This window comes from Streptomyces sp. NPDC025793, from assembly GCF_055558375.1.
In genome coordinates this window covers 1-15,697 of record NZ_JBVHMR010000023.1, presented here as the reverse complement: position 1 = coordinate 15,697, position 15,697 = coordinate 1, and the positions used below count along the sequence as shown (strand labels likewise).

Genomic DNA, 15,697 nt, shown 5'->3' with positions numbered 1-15,697 from the left:
GGGAGCCTTGAACGCCTGCAACCGCTTTCTCGTACTTCCCCCCGAACGCAGGCGCCGCGTCACACCGCTGAACCCACTCCTGACCAAGTGAGGCATCCGCATGTCCAGGGCTCTTCCGAAGTACAACAAGCGCCGTGTGGCCTTCATCGGCGGCGCTGCCGCCGTCGTGCTGTCCGGCGCCGTGATCGCGGGCTCGGCGCTCGCCGGGACCCCCGGCAGGAGCGACGGCGCGACGAACGCCCGCACGCTGGCGAGCGCCGGGACGATCACCTGCCCGGACGTCGCCTCCCGGCTCCCGGCCGTCCCCGCCTCCGCGCAGGCCGAGGTCACCCGCAACCTCGCCCTCCTCCAGACCCAGATCCAAGAAGCCAACAACCGTTTGCAAACAACCGTCGGCCAGGGCGGACCCAACTTCGTCAACAACGCCATCCTCGGCCCCCTCAAGGACAAACGCGTCTCCACCATCGACCGCATCGCCATCGCCATCGGCCGCAAGGGCACCAAGCCCACCGGCCTCGGCTCCCTCGCCGCCTGCACGCTGAACGGGGGCGGTGTGAACAGCGGCGCCGGTGCCGGTGCGGGTGCCGGTGGCACGCCGAGCGCCTCGGCGAGCGGGCAGCCCGGCGGCTCGGCGGCGGGGAACGCGGGCGGCTCGGCTGCGGGGAACGCGGGCGGCTCGGCGGCGGGGAACGCGGCCACGGGCGGCGCGGCGGCGAGCGGGAAGACGGGGGCCGGGACGATCACCTGCCCGGACGTCGCCTCCCGGCTCCCGGCCGTCCCCGCCTCCGCGCAGGCCGAGGTCACCCGCAACCTCGCCCTCCTCCAGACCCAGATCCAAGAAGCCAACAACCGTTTGCAAACAACCGTCGGCCAGGGCGGACCCAACTTCGTCAACAACGCCATCCTCGGCCCCCTCAAGGACAAACGCGTCTCCACCATCGACCGCATCGCCATCGCCATCGGCCGCAAGGGCACCAGGCCCACCGGCCTCGACTCCCTCGCCGCCTGCACGCTCACCAAGTGAGGTAGCAGGCATCCGGGGCCGCCCCGACAAGCGCCGGCCGGGGCGGCCCCGGCACGTCCGCACTCCCTCAATTCCTCGGACGGGCGAAGGAGTTGCCTCGATAATCGTCAGACATGGGAAAGACGTATGAGCGCATCGACGGCAGGCTCCGCACGTTCATCGAGGAGCAGCCCCTGTTCTTCACCGCGACCGCCCCGCTCTCCGGCGACGGCACGGTCAACCTCTCCCCCAAGGGCCTCAAGGGCTCCTTCGTCGTCCTCGACGAACTGACCGTGGCCTACCTGGACTTCGCCGGGTCCAACGCCGAGACGATCGCCCACCTGCGGGAGAACGGACGGATCACGCTGATGTGGTGCGCCTTCCAGGGGCCGCCGAACATCGTGCGCGTCCACGGCCGGGGCGAGCCGGTCTTCCGCGACGACCCGCGCTTCCACGAGCTGCTCGCGCACTTCCCGGGCATCGACCCGACCCCGCACGGACTGCGCGCCGTCATCCTCGTCCACGCCGAGCTGGTGCGGGACACCTGCGGCTACGCCGTCCCCTTCATGGCGTACGAGCAGGACCGCGATCTGCACGAGAAGCGCTTCGCACGCGAGGACGACGCGTCCCTCGGCGCGTACTTCGAGAAGAAGGAGCACGTCGCGACTAGCCTGGACGGCCTACCCGGACTGCCGTTGCCGCTCCCCCCGTCTACCGTCTGAGCCATGCGCCCCGGTGTCGTCCTCGCCCTCGTCTCCGCGTCTTCGCTCGCCCTGCTCGGCTCCGCCCCGGCGCCCCGTGCCGGATCCGGATCCGATTCCGGTCCGCTGCCCGCGCTGATGGCGGACACGGGCGGCGGCACCCAGCTGATCACCGCTCAGGCACCGCGCACCGACTCGACGTCGGGCACGGTCACGTGGTGGGACCTGCGGGACGGGCAGTGGGTACAGGCGGGCTCGGCACCGGCACGGTTCGGCGCGAGCGGCCTGGCGGAGGGCGCCACCCGCAAGCAGGGCACGAACACGACGCCGACCGGGCTGTACGACCTCCCCTTCGGCTTCGGCATCGAGGCGGCGCCGGACGGGACGAGCGTCACGTACCGTGCGGTGAAGGACGGTTCGTGGTGGTGCCAGGACAACGACTCGTCGTCGTACAACCGGTGGGTCGACCCCCTGCCGGCCGACTGCCGGGCGTCCGAGTCCGAGCATCTGGTCGCGTACGCGGCCCAGTACGCGTACGCGCTCGTCATCGGGTTCAACTACGGCCGGCCCGTGCGGGGCCGTGGTGCCGGGATCTTTCTGCACGTCAACGGGCAGGGTGCCACGGCCGGGTGTGTGTCGGTACCGGAGGATGCGATGCAGCGGATTCTCCAGTGGGCCAGGCCCGAGAAGTCGCCGCACATCGCCGTGGGGACCGACGGCGGCGCCACGGCGGTGACCACGTACTGAGCCTCGCGCACCGTCAGGTCGGCAGAATCACCCTGAACGTCGTACTCCCCGGTCGGCTCTCCAGCCCCACGCTGCCCCCGTGTGCCTCGGCCACCGCCGCCACGATCGACAGGCCCAGGCCCGCGCCGCCGCCGGAGGCACCGGGGCGGCGGCGGTGTTCCGCCCGGGTGAAGCGTTCGAAGACGCCCGGCTGGACGTCCTCGGGGACGCCGGGGCCGTCGTCGTGGACGGAGAGGACGGCAGCGTCGGGGTCGCGTTCCAGGGTGACCGTCACCTTCGTGCCAACGGGTGTGTGCAAACGTGCGTTGGCCAATAGGTTGGCCAACACCTGGTGGAGGCGGTGGGCGTCGCCCGGGACCGTGACGGGGTCCTCGGGGAGGTCCATGGACCAGCGGTGGCCGGGGCCGGCGGCGCGGGCGTCGGTGACGGCGTCCAGGACCAGGTGCGTCAGGTCCACCGGCTGCCGCTCCAGCGGGCGGCCCGCGTCCAGGCGGGCCAGCAGGAGCAGGTCGTCGACCATCTCGCCCATGCGGGAGGACTCGGCCTTGATCCGCTCCAGGGCCCGGGCGATCTCGGGCGGCACCGGGCCGGGGTGGAGGAGGGCCAGTTCGGCGTGGCCGCGGACCGAGGCGACCGGGGTGCGCAGTTCGTGGCTGGCGTCGGCGGCGAAGCGGCGCAGCCGCTCCTCGCTCGCGTGCCGCTTCGTCAGGGCGTCCTCGACGTGCCGCAGCATGCGGTTGAACGCCGCGGCGACCCGGCCGACCTCGCTGCGCGGGTCGTGGTCGGGGGCGCGTGGCGGCAGCACCACCTCGCCGGTGGCCAGCGGCAGCTCGCTGACCCGGGCGGCGGTCGCGGCGACCCTGCTCAGCGGGCGCAGCGACCAGCGGACCCAGAGCGCCCCGGTCACCCCGGCGGCGGTCAGGGCCAGGCCGAAGACGACCACCGCGACCAGTTCGAGGCGTTGCACGGCGGCCCGTACCGGCTCCGTCGGCAGCCCCGTGATCAGCACGTCGCCGTCCCTGCCGCGCCACGCCATCATGCGGTAGTCGCGCAGGTGAGACAGGCACACGGTGTGGCCGGTGCCGTCCACCGGGATCCGGGCCAGGGCCGCGCGGTCCCGCGTGGTCAGCGTGATGCCGAGATCCTGCCTGTCGCTGGCGGGGACGACGGCCGCGCTGGTGACCCGGCCGGCCAGCAGGCGGGCGCCGAAGGTCTCGGCGGCCTGGCGGCGGGTGTCGCCGTGCTCGTCGCCGTCGTGGTCCGAGGGTTTCGAGGGCGTGTAGGTGCCGTGCTCCAGGCTCTGCGGGAAGGCCGTGCCGGTCTGCTGGAGCTGCTGGTCGAGCCGGCGGGTGAGGAAGCCGTTCAGTTCGACGACGGCCGCCACGCCGACCGCGGCACAGCTGATCGCGAGCAGCACCACCAGCCCGGCGGTGAGCCGGGCGCGCAGGGTGCGGGGGCGGGGCAGGCGGCGCGGGGACCGTGGCGGCGAGGACATCAGCGGGCCGCCGGCTTGAGGACGTAGCCCGCGCCGCGGACGGTGTGGATCATGGGCTCGCGGCCCGCGTCGACCTTCTTGCGCAGGTAGGAGATGTACAGCTCGACCACATGGGCGCGGCCGCCGAAGTCGTAGGACCAGACCCGGTCGAGGATCTGTGCCTTGCTGAGCACACGGCGCGGGTTGCGCATGAGGAAGCGGAGGAGTTCGAACTCGGTCGGCGACAGTTCGACCAGTTCGCCGGCCCGGGTCACCTCGCGGGCCTCCTCGTCCATCACCAGGTCGCCGACGACCAGGCGCGGCCCGTCCTCCAGCTGGCGGGCCATGCCCGCGCGGCGCAGCAGTCCGCGCAGCCGGGCGACGACCTCCTCCAGGCTGAAGGGCTTGGTGACGTAGTCGTCGCCGCCCGCGGTGATGCCGGCGATCCGGTCCTCCACCGCGTCCCGTGCCGTGAGGAAGAGCACACAGACGTCGGGCTTCACCTCGTGCAGCCCGCGCAGCACGGTGAAGCCGTCGGTGTCGGGGAGCATCACGTCGAGGACGACGGCGTCCGGCAGCAGCTCGCGCGCGGCGCTGAGGGCCGAGGCACCGTCGCCGGCGGCGCGCACCTGCCAGCCCTCGTAGCGCAGGGCGCCGGTGAGCACCTCCGCGAGGTCGGGGTCGTCGTCGACGACGAGGACGCGCAGCGGGGTGCCGTCGGGGCGGGTGAGGGCCGGGCGGCCGGAACGGGTCGTGTTCATCGCGCCTCCCAGCATCACCCCTGCCGGCGGGTGCGGTGTACCGCCCCACCTCTGAGTTCTCTGTGAGTACGCTCACCGCCGCCCTGCCGCCGCCCGCCCCGCTCCGCTGAACGTCGGATGAGAAACCCCTCTGAGTCCGCTATCGAAAGCCCTGGTCAGGAGGGTGGCTCAGAGGTGGCTCAGAGATTCGGCGGGCACAGTGGCCGGGCATGACGGACGAAAGGGCGTTGAACCTATGACCACGGTCGATACGCGACGGACGGCCCCGCCCGCGCCCGTGGCCGGCCGGCGCTCCCCCGCGGGGCCCGTGCTGGCCGTGCTGTGGGCCGGTGCGGCGGGCGCGGCGGCGCTCTGGTGGACCGGCACCGGTTCCGTGGTCGGCTCGGCCGGCTGGCTGACCGGCGCCGGGCGACTCGCCGGACTGCTGTGCGGGTACGCGTGCGCGGTGCTGGTCGGTCTGATGGCGCGGGTGCCGCTGCTGGAGAGCCGGGTCGGCTCGGACCGGGTGGCCCGCTGGCACGCGATGGCGGGCCGCTACACGGTCTGTCTGCTCACCGTGCACATCGGGCTGATCCTCGCCGGGTACGCCGCCCAGGACCACGCCTCGCTGTGGCACGAGACGGTCTCCGTCGTCCTGGACTACCCGGACATGCTCAAGGCCACCGCCGGCACGGTGATCCTCTTCGCGGTCGGCGTCACCTCGGCCCGGGCCGTGCGCCGCCGGACGAGCCACGAGTTCTGGTACTACGTCCACCTCCTCACCTACGCGGCCGTGTTCCTGGCCTTCTTCCACCAGGTGTCGCTGGGGAACGAGTTCAACGGCAAGCCGGTGGCGAGCGCGCTCTGGTACGCGCTGTACCTGGGCGTCGCGGCCCTGGTGCTGTGGTTCCGGATCCTCGCCCCGGTCCGGCTCAACCGGCGTCACCAGCTGCGTGTGGACTCTGTTCACAAGGAGTCACCGGGTGTGTACTCGGTTGTCGTGCGCGGGCGGCATCTCGACGAACTCGGCGCGCGGCCGGGGCAGTTCTTCCGCTGGCGGTTCCTCGGCGAGGGCCTGAGCTGGACGTCGACGCCGTACTCCCTGTCGGCGCCGGCGCGCCCGGACCGGCTGCGCATCACCGTCAAGGCGCTCGGCGACCACAGTGCGGGCGTCGCCCTGCTGCGGCCCGGCACCCGGGTGTGGGCCGAGGGTCCCTACGGCTCCATGACCGCCGACCGGGCCACCAGCCACCGCTCGCTGCTGATCGCGGCCGGGGTCGGTGTCACCCCGCTGCGGGCGCTGTTCGAGACGCTGCCCGGCGAGGTCACGCTGCTGTACCGGGCGCGCGGCTCCGAGGACCTGGCGCTGGGCGGCGAGCTGGAGGCGATCGCCCGCTGGCGCGGCGCGCGGGTGCTGTACGCGCTCAACGGGGCGGGCGGAAAGCGGCCGGACATCTCGGCCGAGTCGCTGCGCGCGACGTTCCCCGGGATCGCCGGCCACGACGTCTACCTCTGCGGCCCGCACCGCTTCATGCAGGACGTGTACGAGGCGCTGCGGGCGGCCGGAGTGCCGGACCGTCGAATCCACCACGAGTCGTTCGAGCTGTGAGGACCCTGACGTGCACGCCTTGAAGAAGAACCGTCCGCTGCGCCGGATCGTGCTGGCCGGTGCCGCGACGGTCTCCGGGATGGTGCTCCTGCTGTCGCTGAAGCCGCACACGAGTCCCACGCCGGTCATGGCCGACGCCAAGTCGCCCGCGGTGTCGAGCAGTTCGGCCCCCTCCGCGGCGTCGAGCGGCGCCGGCTCGGGCAGCGGCGCCGGCTCGGGCAAGAGGACCGGTACCAGGACCGTGACCGGCGAGACCGTGCAGACCCGCTGGGGTCCGGTCCAGGTGCGGGTCACGATCAGGAGCGGCAGGATCACGGACGTGACGGCCGTGCAGTACCCACAGGACAATCCGCGCGACCAGGAGATCAACAGCTACGCGCTCCCCCAGCTGCGACGCGAGGCGCTGGCCGCGCAGAGCGCGCAGATCGACATGGTGTCGGGCGCCTCGTACACCAGCACCGGCTACCAGCAGTCCCTCCAGTCCGCGCTGGACTCGGCGGGCCGCTGAACACGCGGCGCATGCGGCACGTATCTGAGGACCAAGGGCCGACTCCCCCGAGTCCCCACGGAGGAACCGTGACCACCACCCTCGCCGGCGGCCGTGCCGCCCGCCGCCAGACGATGCGCCGCATCCGCCCGCGCCGCTCACCGGCCGTCCCGCTGCTGCTCGCGGTGTGGGCCGGCGCGGCGGCGGTGCTGTGGCTGTGGTGGCGGAACACACCGTCCGTCGCCGACGACACCGGCCGCATCCTGAACGCGGGCCGGATCACCGGCCTGCTCGCCGGCTATCTGATGGCGCTGGTCGTGCTCCAGATGGCGCGCGTCCCGGCGCTGGAGCGGCGGGTCGGCTCGGACCGGGTCGCCCGCTGGCACGCGATGAGCGGCCGCTACACGCTCTGTCTGATCGTCGCGCACGTGTTCCTCACGATGTGGGGGTACGCGCGCCAGGCGGGCAAGACGCTGAGCGACATCGTCCAGCAGACGATCGACTCGGTCAACCAGCTGCCCGACGTCGGCAAGGCGGCCATCGGCACCGGCCTGTTCGTCCTCATCGGGCTGACGTCGATCGGCCCGGTGCGCCGCCGGATGCCGTACGACACCTGGTACCACGTCCATCTGCTGACGTACGCGGCGGTGTTCCTGACGTTCTGGCACCAGCTGACCACCGGCAACGACTTCGCGGTCCAGCCGATGGCCAAGACCTTCTGGTACGGCCTGTACGGCACGGTCACCGCGCTGGTGCTCTGGTACCGCGTGCTCACCCCGATCCGGCTGAACGTGAAGCACCGGTTGCGGGTCGAGGCGGTCGTCGAGGAGACGCCGGGCATCGTGTCGGTGCTGATCGGCGGGCGCAAGCTGCACCGGATGGGCGCGGAGGCGGGCCAGTTCTTCCGCTGGCGCTTCCTGGCGCCCGGGATGCGCTTCAGCTCGCACCCGTACTCCCTGTCGGCGGCGCCCCGCCCGGACATGCTGCGGATCACCGTGAAGGCGATCGGCGACCACAGCGAGCGGCTGCGCGAGCTGACGCCCGGTACCCGGGTGTGGGCCGAGGGGCCGTACGGGGCGCTGACCGCGCAGCGCCGCAGCCGGGGCAAGGTGCTGCTGGTCGCGGGTGGGGTCGGGATCACGCCGATGCGGGCGCTGTTCGAGACGCTGCCGGGCGCGGCCGGGGACATCACCCTGCTGTACCGGGCCAACACGACGCAGGATCTGGCCCTGTGGGACGAGCTGGCGGCGATCGCCGACGAGCGGGGCGCCCGGCTGATGTACGCGGTGAACAGCCCGGAGGGCGAGCGCCCGGACATCTCCGCGGAGAACCTGGAGCGGAAGATCCCGGACATCGACCGGCACGATGTCTTCATGTGCGGCCCGCCCGGGTTCGCGCAGTCGGTGTACGAGGCACTGCGCGGCGCGGGGGTTCCCGCCCGCCGCATCCATCACGAGTCCTTCGAGATGTGAGCGGGAGCTACGAAGACATGAGGAAGAGCCACCCGGTCCGACGGGTCGTCCTGGCCACCGCCGCGACCGTGTCCGGTGTCGTGCTGCTGCTGTCGCTGAAGCCGGCGTCGGATCCGACGGCGGCCGCGGCGGGCACGGCGCCGCAGCAGACCGCCGGGGCGCAGCAGTCGCCCCAGGGCGGCACCCGGCCGGCCGGTGCGGCCACCGGCACGGTGACGGGTGACGCGACACCGACGCAGTACGGCACCGTGCAGGTACGGCTGACCGTCGCGGGCGGGAAGATCGCCAGGGCGGAGGCGGTGCAGGCGCCCAAGGGCGGGCTCAGCGACCAGAAGACCGCGATGGCCGTCCCGAAGCTCAACCAGGAGGCCGTGGCGGCGCAGAGCGCGCAGATCGACGCGGTGTCCGGGGCGACGTACACGAGCAACGGCTACAAGAAGTCGCTCCAGTCGGCGCTGGACAGGATGAAGTCCGCCGCGGCGCCCACGCACTCGGCATCGTCTCCCGCCGCATCCGGCTCCGGGTCCGGGTCCGGCTCCGGTGCCGCGCGGGCCCGTACGGTCACCGTCACCGGGAAGGTCGCGCAGACCCCCTACGGTCCGGTGCAGGTGCGGATCACGGTGAGCGGCGGGAAGATCGCGCAGGCGTCGGCGGTGCAGGCGCCCAAGGGCGGGCTCAGCGACCAGAAGACCGCGATGGCGGTCCCGAAGCTGAACCAGGAGGCGGTCACGGCCGGGACCGCGCACATCGACGCGGTGTCGGGCGCGACCTACACCAGCACCGGCTACCGGCAGTCCCTCCAGTCGGCGCTGGACCAGGCCGGTGGCTGAGGCGATGACCGGGCCGGCCGAGGCTCCCGCCGCGGTGCGTCACGCGGAGGAGGTCATGGGGACCGTCTTCTCCATCGACGTCCGCGGCGGGGAACCCGACGCGGTGCGGGCCGCGCTCGCCGAGGCGGTCGCGGGCCTGCACCGGGTCGACGCGCTGTTCTCCACCTATCGCGAGGACAGCGAGGTCTCCCGGCTGGCCCGGGGCGAGCTGACCGTCGCGGACTGCGCCCCCGAGATGGCCGAGGTGCTGGCCCTCGCGGCCGAGGCGGAGCGGGTGAGCGGGGGCTGGTTCAGCCCGCGCTACCAGGGCTCGCTGGACCCCACCGGCATCGTGAAGGGCTGGTCCGCCGAGCGGGCGGCGCGGCTGCTGGCGCAGGTGGAGGGGGTGTGCGGGGTCAGCGTGAACGGCGGCGGTGACGTGCAGCTCCTCGGCGCTCCGGAGCGGGAGCGCCCGTGGCGGGTCGGGGTGGCCGATCCGCTCCGGCCGGGCGGGCTCGCGGCGGTGGTCTCGACGACGGGGGTGGACGAACTGTCCGTCGCGACGTCGGGGACGGCTGAGCGGGGCCCCCACATCGTGGATCCGCGGACGGGGCGACCGGCGGTGACGGACCTGGTGGCGGTGACGGTCGTGGGCCCCCGGCTGACCTGGGTGGACTGCTGGGCCACGGCGGCGTTCGCGATGGGCTCGCGGGCCGGTCTGGCGTGGCTGGAGTCCCTGCCGGACGTCGAGGCCCTGCTGATCACGGCGGGCGACGAGGTGCGGTGCACCGGGGGCCTGGCGGCGAGGCTGGGCTGACGGCGACGGCTGCTCCCGCCTGTTCGCTGCACCGGCCGTGCTCGCCCCGCCCGCCGCTCCCCGGCTCAGTGCCCGTTCTGTGCCAGTTGCAGCATGTGGTCCGCCAGTGCCTGACCGCCGGTCGGATGCCGGCTGATCAGCATCAGGGTGTCGTCACCGGCGATGGTGCCGAGGATGTCGTGCAGTTCGGCCTGGTCGATGGCCGAGGCGAGGAACTGGGCGGCGCCCGGCGGGGTGCGCAGGACCACGAGGTTGGCGGAGGCCTCCGCGGAGATCAGCAGCTCCTGGGACAGGCGCCGCATCCGCTCCTCCTTGGCGGACTCGCCCAGCGGCGCGCGCGGCGTGCGGAATCCGCCCTCGCTCGGCACCGCGTAGATCAGGTCGCCGTCGGTGTTGCGGATCTTCACCGCGTTCAGCTCGTCGAGGTCCCGGGAGAGCGTCGCCTGGGTGACGCTCAGCCCGTCGTCGGCGAGCAGCTTGGCCAGCTGGCTCTGCGACCGCACCGGCTGCCGGTTGAGGATGTCCACGATCCGGCGGTGCCGTGCGGTGCGGGTCTGCGGTACGGCGGGCCCGGCGCCCGCCGCCTGCTCGTGGTCCTGCGCCTCGCTCATGGTCGTCTCATTCTCCGGATCGTCCGTCCCCGTCCATCGGGTCCGCTGCGTCGAGGATGCCGGGCAGCGCCTGGAGCAGCGCACCCACCTCGTCGTCGCGGAGGTTCAGCGGCGGCATGAGCCGCACGACGTCCGGGGCGGGCGCGTTCACCAGGAACCCGGCCTCCTGGGCCGCCTGCTGCACCTGCGGTGCGCGCGGCCCGGTGAGCACGATACCCAGCAGCAGGCCGGCACCCCGAACATAATCGATCAGCGGGTGGCCCAGCGCCTCGATTCCCTCGCACAGCGCGGCGCTCTGCCGTTTCACGTTCTCCAGCAGGCCCTCGCCCGCGATGGTGTCGAGGACGGCCAGTCCGGCGGCGCAGGCGACCGGGTTGCCGCCGAAGGTCGTGCCGTGCTGGCCTGGCTGGAGCAGTTCGGCGGCCCGGCCGAAGGCCACCGTGGCGCCGAGCGGGAGTCCGCCGCCGAGCTGCTTGGCCAGGGTGACGACGTCGGGGAGCACGCCCTCGTGGGCCTGGTATTCGAACCAGGTGCCGGTGCGGCCGATGCCGGTCTGCACCTCGTCGAGGACCAGCAGGGCGCCGGTGGCGGCGGTGATCGCACGGGCCGCCTTGAGGTAGCCGGCCGGGGGTACGACGACGCCGTTCTCGCCCTGGATCGGCTCGATGACGACGAGCGCCGTCTCCTCGGTGACCGCCGCGGCCAGGGCCTGCGCGTCGCCGTACGGCACGTGGGTGACGTCGCCGGGCAGCGGCCGGAACGGGTCCTGCTTGGCGGGCTGTCCGGTGAGCGCGAGGGCGCCCATCGTACGGCCGTGGAAGCCGCCCTCGGTGGCGACGACATGGGTCCGCCCGGTGAGCCGGCCGATCTTGAAGGCGGCCTCGTTGGCCTCGGCGCCGGAGTTGCAGAAGAAGACCCGGCCCTCGCGGCCGAAGAGCTGGAGCAGCCGCTCGGCGAGCGCGACGGTGGGCTCGGCCATGAAGAAGTTGGAGATGTGGCCGAGGGAGGCGATCTGCCGGCTCACGGCCTCGACGATCGCCGGATGGGCGTGGCCGAGGGCGTTGGTGGCGATGCCGCCGACGAAGTCGAGGTACTCGCGGCCCTCGGCGTCCCACACCTTCAGGCCCGCGCCGCGCACCAGGGGCAGCCGGGGCGTGCCGTAGTTGTTCATGAGCGTGCCCTGCCAGCGCGCGGTCAGCTCCTGGTTGCTCATGACTCCCCCTGTCCGTCCGGCACGACCATGGTGCCGATGCCTTCGTCGGTGAAGATCTCCAGCAGGATCGAGTGCTGGACCCGGCCGTCGATGACGCGGGCGGTCCGCACGCCGCCTCGCACGGCGTGCAGGCAGCCCTCCATCTTCGGCACCATGCCGGAGCTCAACTCCGGCAGCAGCTTCTCCAGTTGGGAAGCGGTGAGGCGGCTGATCACCTCGTCGGAGTTCGGCCAGTCCTCGTAGAGTCCCTCGACGTCGGTGAGGACCATGAGGGTCTCGGCGCCCAGAGCGGCAGCGAGTGCCGCAGCCGCCGTATCGGCATTGACGTTGTAGACATGTCCGTCGTCCTGACTGCGGGCGATGGAGGAGACGACCGGGATGCGGCCGTCCGCCAGCAGGGCGTCGATCGCGCCCGTGTCGATGTCGGTGATCTCGCCGACCCGGCCGATGTCGACCGGCTCGCCGTCGATCTCGGGGGTGTGCCGGGTCGCGGTGATGGTGTGGGCGTCCTCGCCGGTCAGGCCGACGGCGAGCGGGCCGTGCTGGTTGAGCAGGCCGACCAGCTCGCGCTGCACCTGGCCCGCGAGCACCATCCGTACGACGTCCATGGCGTCCTCGGTGGTGACGCGCAGGCCCGCCTTGAACTCGCTGACGATGCCGTGCCGGTCGAGGGCGGCGCTGATCTGCGGGCCGCCGCCGTGCACGACGACGGGCTTGAGGCCGGCGTGGTGGAGGAAGACGACGTCCTGGGCGAACGCGGCCTTCAGCTCCTCGTCGACCATGGCGTTGCCGCCGAACTTGATCACGACGGTCTTGCCGTTGTGCCGGGTGAGCCAGGGCAGGGCCTCGATGAGGATCTGGGCCTTGGGGAGCGCGGTGTGTTTACGCGTCGTGGTCATGAGGAGTAGGCGCTGTTCTCGTGGACGTAGTCGGCGGTCAGGTCGTTGGTCCAGATGGTCGCGGTCTCGCTGCCCGCGGCGAGATCGGCGGTGATGCGCACCTCGCGGTAGCGCATGTCGACCAGGTCGCGGTCCTCGCCGACGGAGCCGTTCTTGCACACCCAGACGCCGTTGATGGCGACGTTCAGCCGGTCCGGCTCGAAGGCGGCGGCGGTGGTGCCGATCGCGGAGAGGACGCGGCCCCAGTTGGGGTCCTCGCCGTGGATGGCGCACTTGAGGAGGTTGTTGCGGGCGATGGAGCGGCCCACCTCGACGGCGTCCGCCTCGCTGGCCGCGTTGATCACCTCGACCTTGATGTCCTTGCTGGCGCCCTCGGCGTCGCCGATGAGCTGGCGGCCCAGGTCGTCGCAGACGGTCCGTACGGCCTCGGCGAACTCCTCGTACTCCGGGGTGACTTCGGAGGCACCGGAGGAGAGCAGCAGCACGGTGTCGTTGGTGGACATGCAGCCGTCGGAGTCGACGCGGTCGAAGGTGACCCTGGTGGCCGCGCGCAGGGCGCGGTCCAGGGTCGCGCTGTCGAGGTCGGCGTCGGTGGTGAGGACGACCAGCATGGTGGCGAGGCCGGGCGCGAGCATGCCGGCGCCCTTGGCCATGCCGCCGACGGTCCAGCCGGCCTTGGTGACCACGGAGGTCTTGTGGACGGTGTCGGTGGTCTTGATGGCGATGGCGGCCTTCTCGCCGCCGTGCGGGCTGAGCTGGGCGACGGCCTTGTCGACGCCGGGCAGCAGCTTGTCCATCGGCAGCAGGACGCCGATCAGGCCGGTGGAGCAGACGGCGACCTGACCCGGGGCGTGGCCGCCGGTCCGGTCGTGACCCGCCGCGTTGAGGGACTCGGCGACCTTCTCGGCGGTGGCGTGGGTGTCCTGGAAGCCCTTGGGGCCCGTACAGGCGTTGGCGCCGCCGGAGTTGAGGACGACCGCGGTCAGCTCGCCCGCCTTGAGGACCTGCTCGGACCACAGCACCGGCGCGGCCTTCACACGGTTGGAGGTGAAGACACCGGCGGCGGCGCGGCGCGGACCGTCGTTGACCACGAGGGCCAGGTCGGGGTTGCCGTTCCCCTTGATCCCGGCGGCGATGCCGGCCGCCGTGAATCCCTTCGCTGCCGTGACGCTCACTGTGTCTCCTCGTTCGCTTCTCCGCCCGCGCAGCGCAGCGGTGCGGCTTTCTCCCCCAGTGCCTTGAGTGCCGGGGAGGTGCCCCCAGTCGTCTGCCGCCCGGCGGCTGCGCGTGCGTCGCTCACGGTGCGACTCCGATCGTCGTAAGCCCGGTGGTCTCGTCGAGACCCAGGGCGATGTTCATGCTCTGGACGGCACCGCCGGCGGTGCCCTTGGTGAGGTTGTCGATGGCGCTGATCGCGATGATGCGGCCCATGGCCTCGTCGTACGCGACCTGCACCTGAACGGCGTTGGAACCGTAGACGGACGCCGTCGCGGGCCACTGGCCCTCGGGGAGCAGATGGACGAACGTCTCGTCGGCGTAGGCCTTCTCGTACGCGGCCCGCACGGACTCCGCGGTGACCCCGGGCTTCGCCGCGGCGTTGCAGGTGGCGAGGATGCCGCGGGGCATCGGGGCGAGGGTCGGCGTGAAGGACACCGCGACCCGCTCCCCGGCCACGCCGCTGAGGTTCTGGATCATCTCGGGGGTGTGCCGGTGGCCGCCGCCGACGCCGTACGGCGTCATGGAGCCCATGACCTCGCTGCCCAGCAGGTGCGGCTTGGGGGCCTTGCCCGCGCCGGAGGTGCCGGACGCGGCGACGATCACCGCCTCGGGCTCGGCGAGTCCGGCCGCGTACGCCGGGAACAGGGCGAGGGAGACGGCGGTGGGGTAGCAACCGGGCACCGCGATGCGCTTGGACCCCTCCAACGCGGCGCGGGCACCCGGCAGTTCGGGCAGGCCGTAGGGCCAGGTGCCGGCGTGCGCGGAGCCGTAGAACCGCTCCCAGTCGGCCGGGTCCTTCAGCCGGAAGTCGGCGCCCATGTCGACCACGAGGACGTCGGGGCCGAGCTGCTCGGCGACCGCGGCGGACTGCCCGTGCGGCAGTGCCAGGAAGACGACGTCGTGTCCGGCGAGCGCCTCGGCCGTGGTCTCGGTCAGGATCCGGTCGGCCAGCGGCAGCAGGTGGGGCTGGAGCGCGCCGAGCCGCTGGCCGGCGTTGGAGTTTCCGGTCAGGGCACCGATCTCGACCCCGGGGTGCGCGAGGAGCAGCCGCAGGACCTCTCCGCCCGCGTACCCGCTCGCTCCGGCCACCGCCGCACGTACCGCCATGTCCATCCTCCTCTTGATGGCATGACTATACGTAGCGTTGCAGTTTTATGCAACGCACTGCGCGGTCATGTCACCTGCCCCTTCCGGGCCGCGTAGGCCCGGGCCGCGCGGACGCGGTTGCCGCACTTGGTGGTGCACCAGCGGCGGGCGCCGTGGGAGCGCAGGAACCAGCGGGCGCAGCCCTGGGCGGCGCACTCGGTGAGCTGGCCCGCGTCGGCGCCGGTGAGCAGGTCGGCGGCGTCCTCGGCGAGGAGCGAGAGGGCGGCGGCGGCCGGGTTGCCGGTGTCGGGGACGTCGGCGCGGTGGGGGCCGTCGGCGGCCCAGGCGAGCCTGGGGGTGGCGGGGGCGGCCGCGAGGGCGGCGTTCAGGGCGTCGAGGGCGGCGGCGGCCGGAGGCGCCGCGGCGGCGCGGGCCTCGAACAGGGCGCGCAGCGCCTCACGGAGGGTGCGCAGCCGGCCGGACTGCCTGCCGTTCAGCTCCACCCGGTCGGGCAGCAGCGCGTGCCGGACGAGCCACAGATGGGCGGCCCCGGCGTCGTCGAGGAAGTCGACGCGGCCGTGGCTGACGGTGAACCGGGTGTTGACGAGCGCCAGCGAGACGTACCGGTCCTCGCCCGGGACCGGGAGCTGGTGCAGAGAGACGGGGGCCTCGTGATCCACGGCCCCATGCTAGGGAGTGTGCCGAGTTGAGATCACGGGTTTGGCTGTTTTGCTGTCCCGGCCTGGCCGGGGCGGTAGACAGGCGAGATGACCCGGGGTGATCTCACGGACGACGAGTGGGCTGTGTTCGA

Annotated in this window: 16 protein-coding genes; 8 read left to right on the top strand and 8 right to left on the bottom strand. The window is 72.7% G+C overall.

All coding sequences use genetic code 11. The features are described 5' to 3' along the window. The first annotated feature begins 100 nt into the window (after positions 1-100). From ACZ4MF_RS32965 to ACZ4MF_RS32955, 3 genes are all read left to right on the top strand, one after another. The gene (locus tag ACZ4MF_RS32965) at positions 101-1,024 is read left to right on the top strand and encodes a hypothetical protein (RefSeq protein ID WP_467495856.1); all 924 of its coding nucleotides are present in this window, start codon (positions 101-103) and stop codon (positions 1,022-1,024) included. Between the two features lie 113 nt (positions 1,025-1,137). Then, positions 1,138-1,725 (top strand): pyridoxamine 5'-phosphate oxidase family protein, encoded by a 588-nt coding sequence (locus tag ACZ4MF_RS32960; protein WP_467495854.1) that lies wholly within the window; start codon positions 1,138-1,140, stop codon positions 1,723-1,725. A gap of 3 nt (positions 1,726-1,728) precedes the next feature. Then, positions 1,729-2,451 (top strand): L,D-transpeptidase family protein, encoded by a 723-nt coding sequence (locus ACZ4MF_RS32955; protein WP_467495852.1) that lies wholly within the window; start codon positions 1,729-1,731, stop codon positions 2,449-2,451. A gap of 13 nt (positions 2,452-2,464) precedes the next feature. Here the strand turns inward: ACZ4MF_RS32955 and ACZ4MF_RS32950 are convergent, their stop codons facing one another. Together ACZ4MF_RS32950 and ACZ4MF_RS32945 are read right to left on the bottom strand one after the other, a co-directional pair. Then, positions 2,465-3,946 carry a sensor histidine kinase gene (locus ACZ4MF_RS32950; RefSeq protein ID WP_467495851.1) on the bottom strand — a complete coding sequence of 494 codons (1,482 nt, stop codon included), beginning with the start codon at positions 3,944-3,946 and terminating at the stop codon, positions 2,465-2,467. Further along, positions 3,946-4,686, bottom strand: a complete 741-nt coding sequence (locus tag ACZ4MF_RS32945; RefSeq protein WP_467495849.1) for a response regulator transcription factor — start codon at positions 4,684-4,686, stop codon at positions 3,946-3,948. The genes ACZ4MF_RS32950 and ACZ4MF_RS32945 overlap by 1 nt, the downstream gene beginning before the upstream one ends. A 235-nt stretch (positions 4,687-4,921) precedes the next feature. Between ACZ4MF_RS32945 and ACZ4MF_RS32940 the strand changes: the two genes are divergently transcribed. The 5 genes from ACZ4MF_RS32940 (at position 4,922) to ACZ4MF_RS32920 (ending at position 9,859) form a co-directional block, all read left to right on the top strand. Further along, positions 4,922-6,274 (top strand): ferredoxin reductase family protein, encoded by a 1,353-nt coding sequence (locus ACZ4MF_RS32940; protein ID WP_467495848.1) that lies wholly within the window; start codon positions 4,922-4,924, stop codon positions 6,272-6,274. A gap of 10 nt (positions 6,275-6,284) precedes the next feature. After that, a complete protein-coding gene (locus tag ACZ4MF_RS32935) occupies positions 6,285-6,782 on the top strand; it encodes an FMN-binding protein (RefSeq protein ID WP_467495847.1) in 498 nt (165 codons plus the stop codon). Positions 6,783-6,850: 68 nt separating this feature from the next. Then, positions 6,851-8,233, top strand: coding sequence for a ferredoxin reductase family protein (locus ACZ4MF_RS32930; RefSeq protein WP_467495846.1), 1,383 nt, complete (start codon positions 6,851-6,853; stop codon positions 8,231-8,233). Between the two features lie 17 nt (positions 8,234-8,250). Further along, the gene (locus ACZ4MF_RS32925) at positions 8,251-9,063 is read left to right on the top strand and encodes an FMN-binding protein (RefSeq protein ID WP_467495844.1); all 813 of its coding nucleotides are present in this window, start codon (positions 8,251-8,253) and stop codon (positions 9,061-9,063) included. A gap of 4 nt (positions 9,064-9,067) precedes the next feature. After that, positions 9,068-9,859 (top strand): FAD:protein FMN transferase, encoded by a 792-nt coding sequence (locus ACZ4MF_RS32920; RefSeq protein WP_467496007.1) that lies wholly within the window; start codon positions 9,068-9,070, stop codon positions 9,857-9,859. A gap of 65 nt (positions 9,860-9,924) precedes the next feature. Here the strand turns inward: ACZ4MF_RS32920 and ACZ4MF_RS32915 are convergent, their stop codons facing one another. The 6 genes from ACZ4MF_RS32915 to ACZ4MF_RS32890 all read right to left on the bottom strand — a co-directional run bounded on the left by ACZ4MF_RS32915 (position 9,925) and on the right by ACZ4MF_RS32890 (position 15,566). Then, positions 9,925-10,470, bottom strand: a complete 546-nt coding sequence (locus ACZ4MF_RS32915) for an arginine repressor (protein ID WP_356022130.1) — start codon at positions 10,468-10,470, stop codon at positions 9,925-9,927. Between the two features lie 7 nt (positions 10,471-10,477). After that, a complete protein-coding gene (locus ACZ4MF_RS32910) occupies positions 10,478-11,683 on the bottom strand; it encodes an acetylornithine transaminase (RefSeq protein WP_467495843.1) in 1,206 nt (401 codons plus the stop codon). Further along, positions 11,680-12,582: an acetylglutamate kinase gene (argB, locus tag ACZ4MF_RS32905; protein WP_467495842.1), complete on the bottom strand. Its 903-nt coding sequence runs from the start codon at positions 12,580-12,582 to the stop codon at positions 11,680-11,682. Before argB ends, ACZ4MF_RS32910 begins: the two co-directional genes overlap by 4 nt. Continuing rightward, positions 12,579-13,757, bottom strand: coding sequence for a bifunctional glutamate N-acetyltransferase/amino-acid acetyltransferase ArgJ (gene argJ, locus ACZ4MF_RS32900; RefSeq protein WP_467495840.1), 1,179 nt, complete (start codon positions 13,755-13,757; stop codon positions 12,579-12,581). The genes argB and argJ overlap by 4 nt, the downstream gene beginning before the upstream one ends. A gap of 121 nt (positions 13,758-13,878) precedes the next feature. Next, complete coding sequence (gene argC, locus ACZ4MF_RS32895) at positions 13,879-14,907, bottom strand: N-acetyl-gamma-glutamyl-phosphate reductase (RefSeq protein ID WP_467495839.1); 1,029 nt, start codon at positions 14,905-14,907, stop codon at positions 13,879-13,881. 65 nt (positions 14,908-14,972) lie between these two features. Next, entirely contained in the window at positions 14,973-15,566 is a 594-nt protein-coding gene (locus ACZ4MF_RS32890; RefSeq protein WP_467495838.1) for an ABATE domain-containing protein, read from the bottom strand. Between the last annotated feature and the right edge of the window lie 131 nt (positions 15,567-15,697).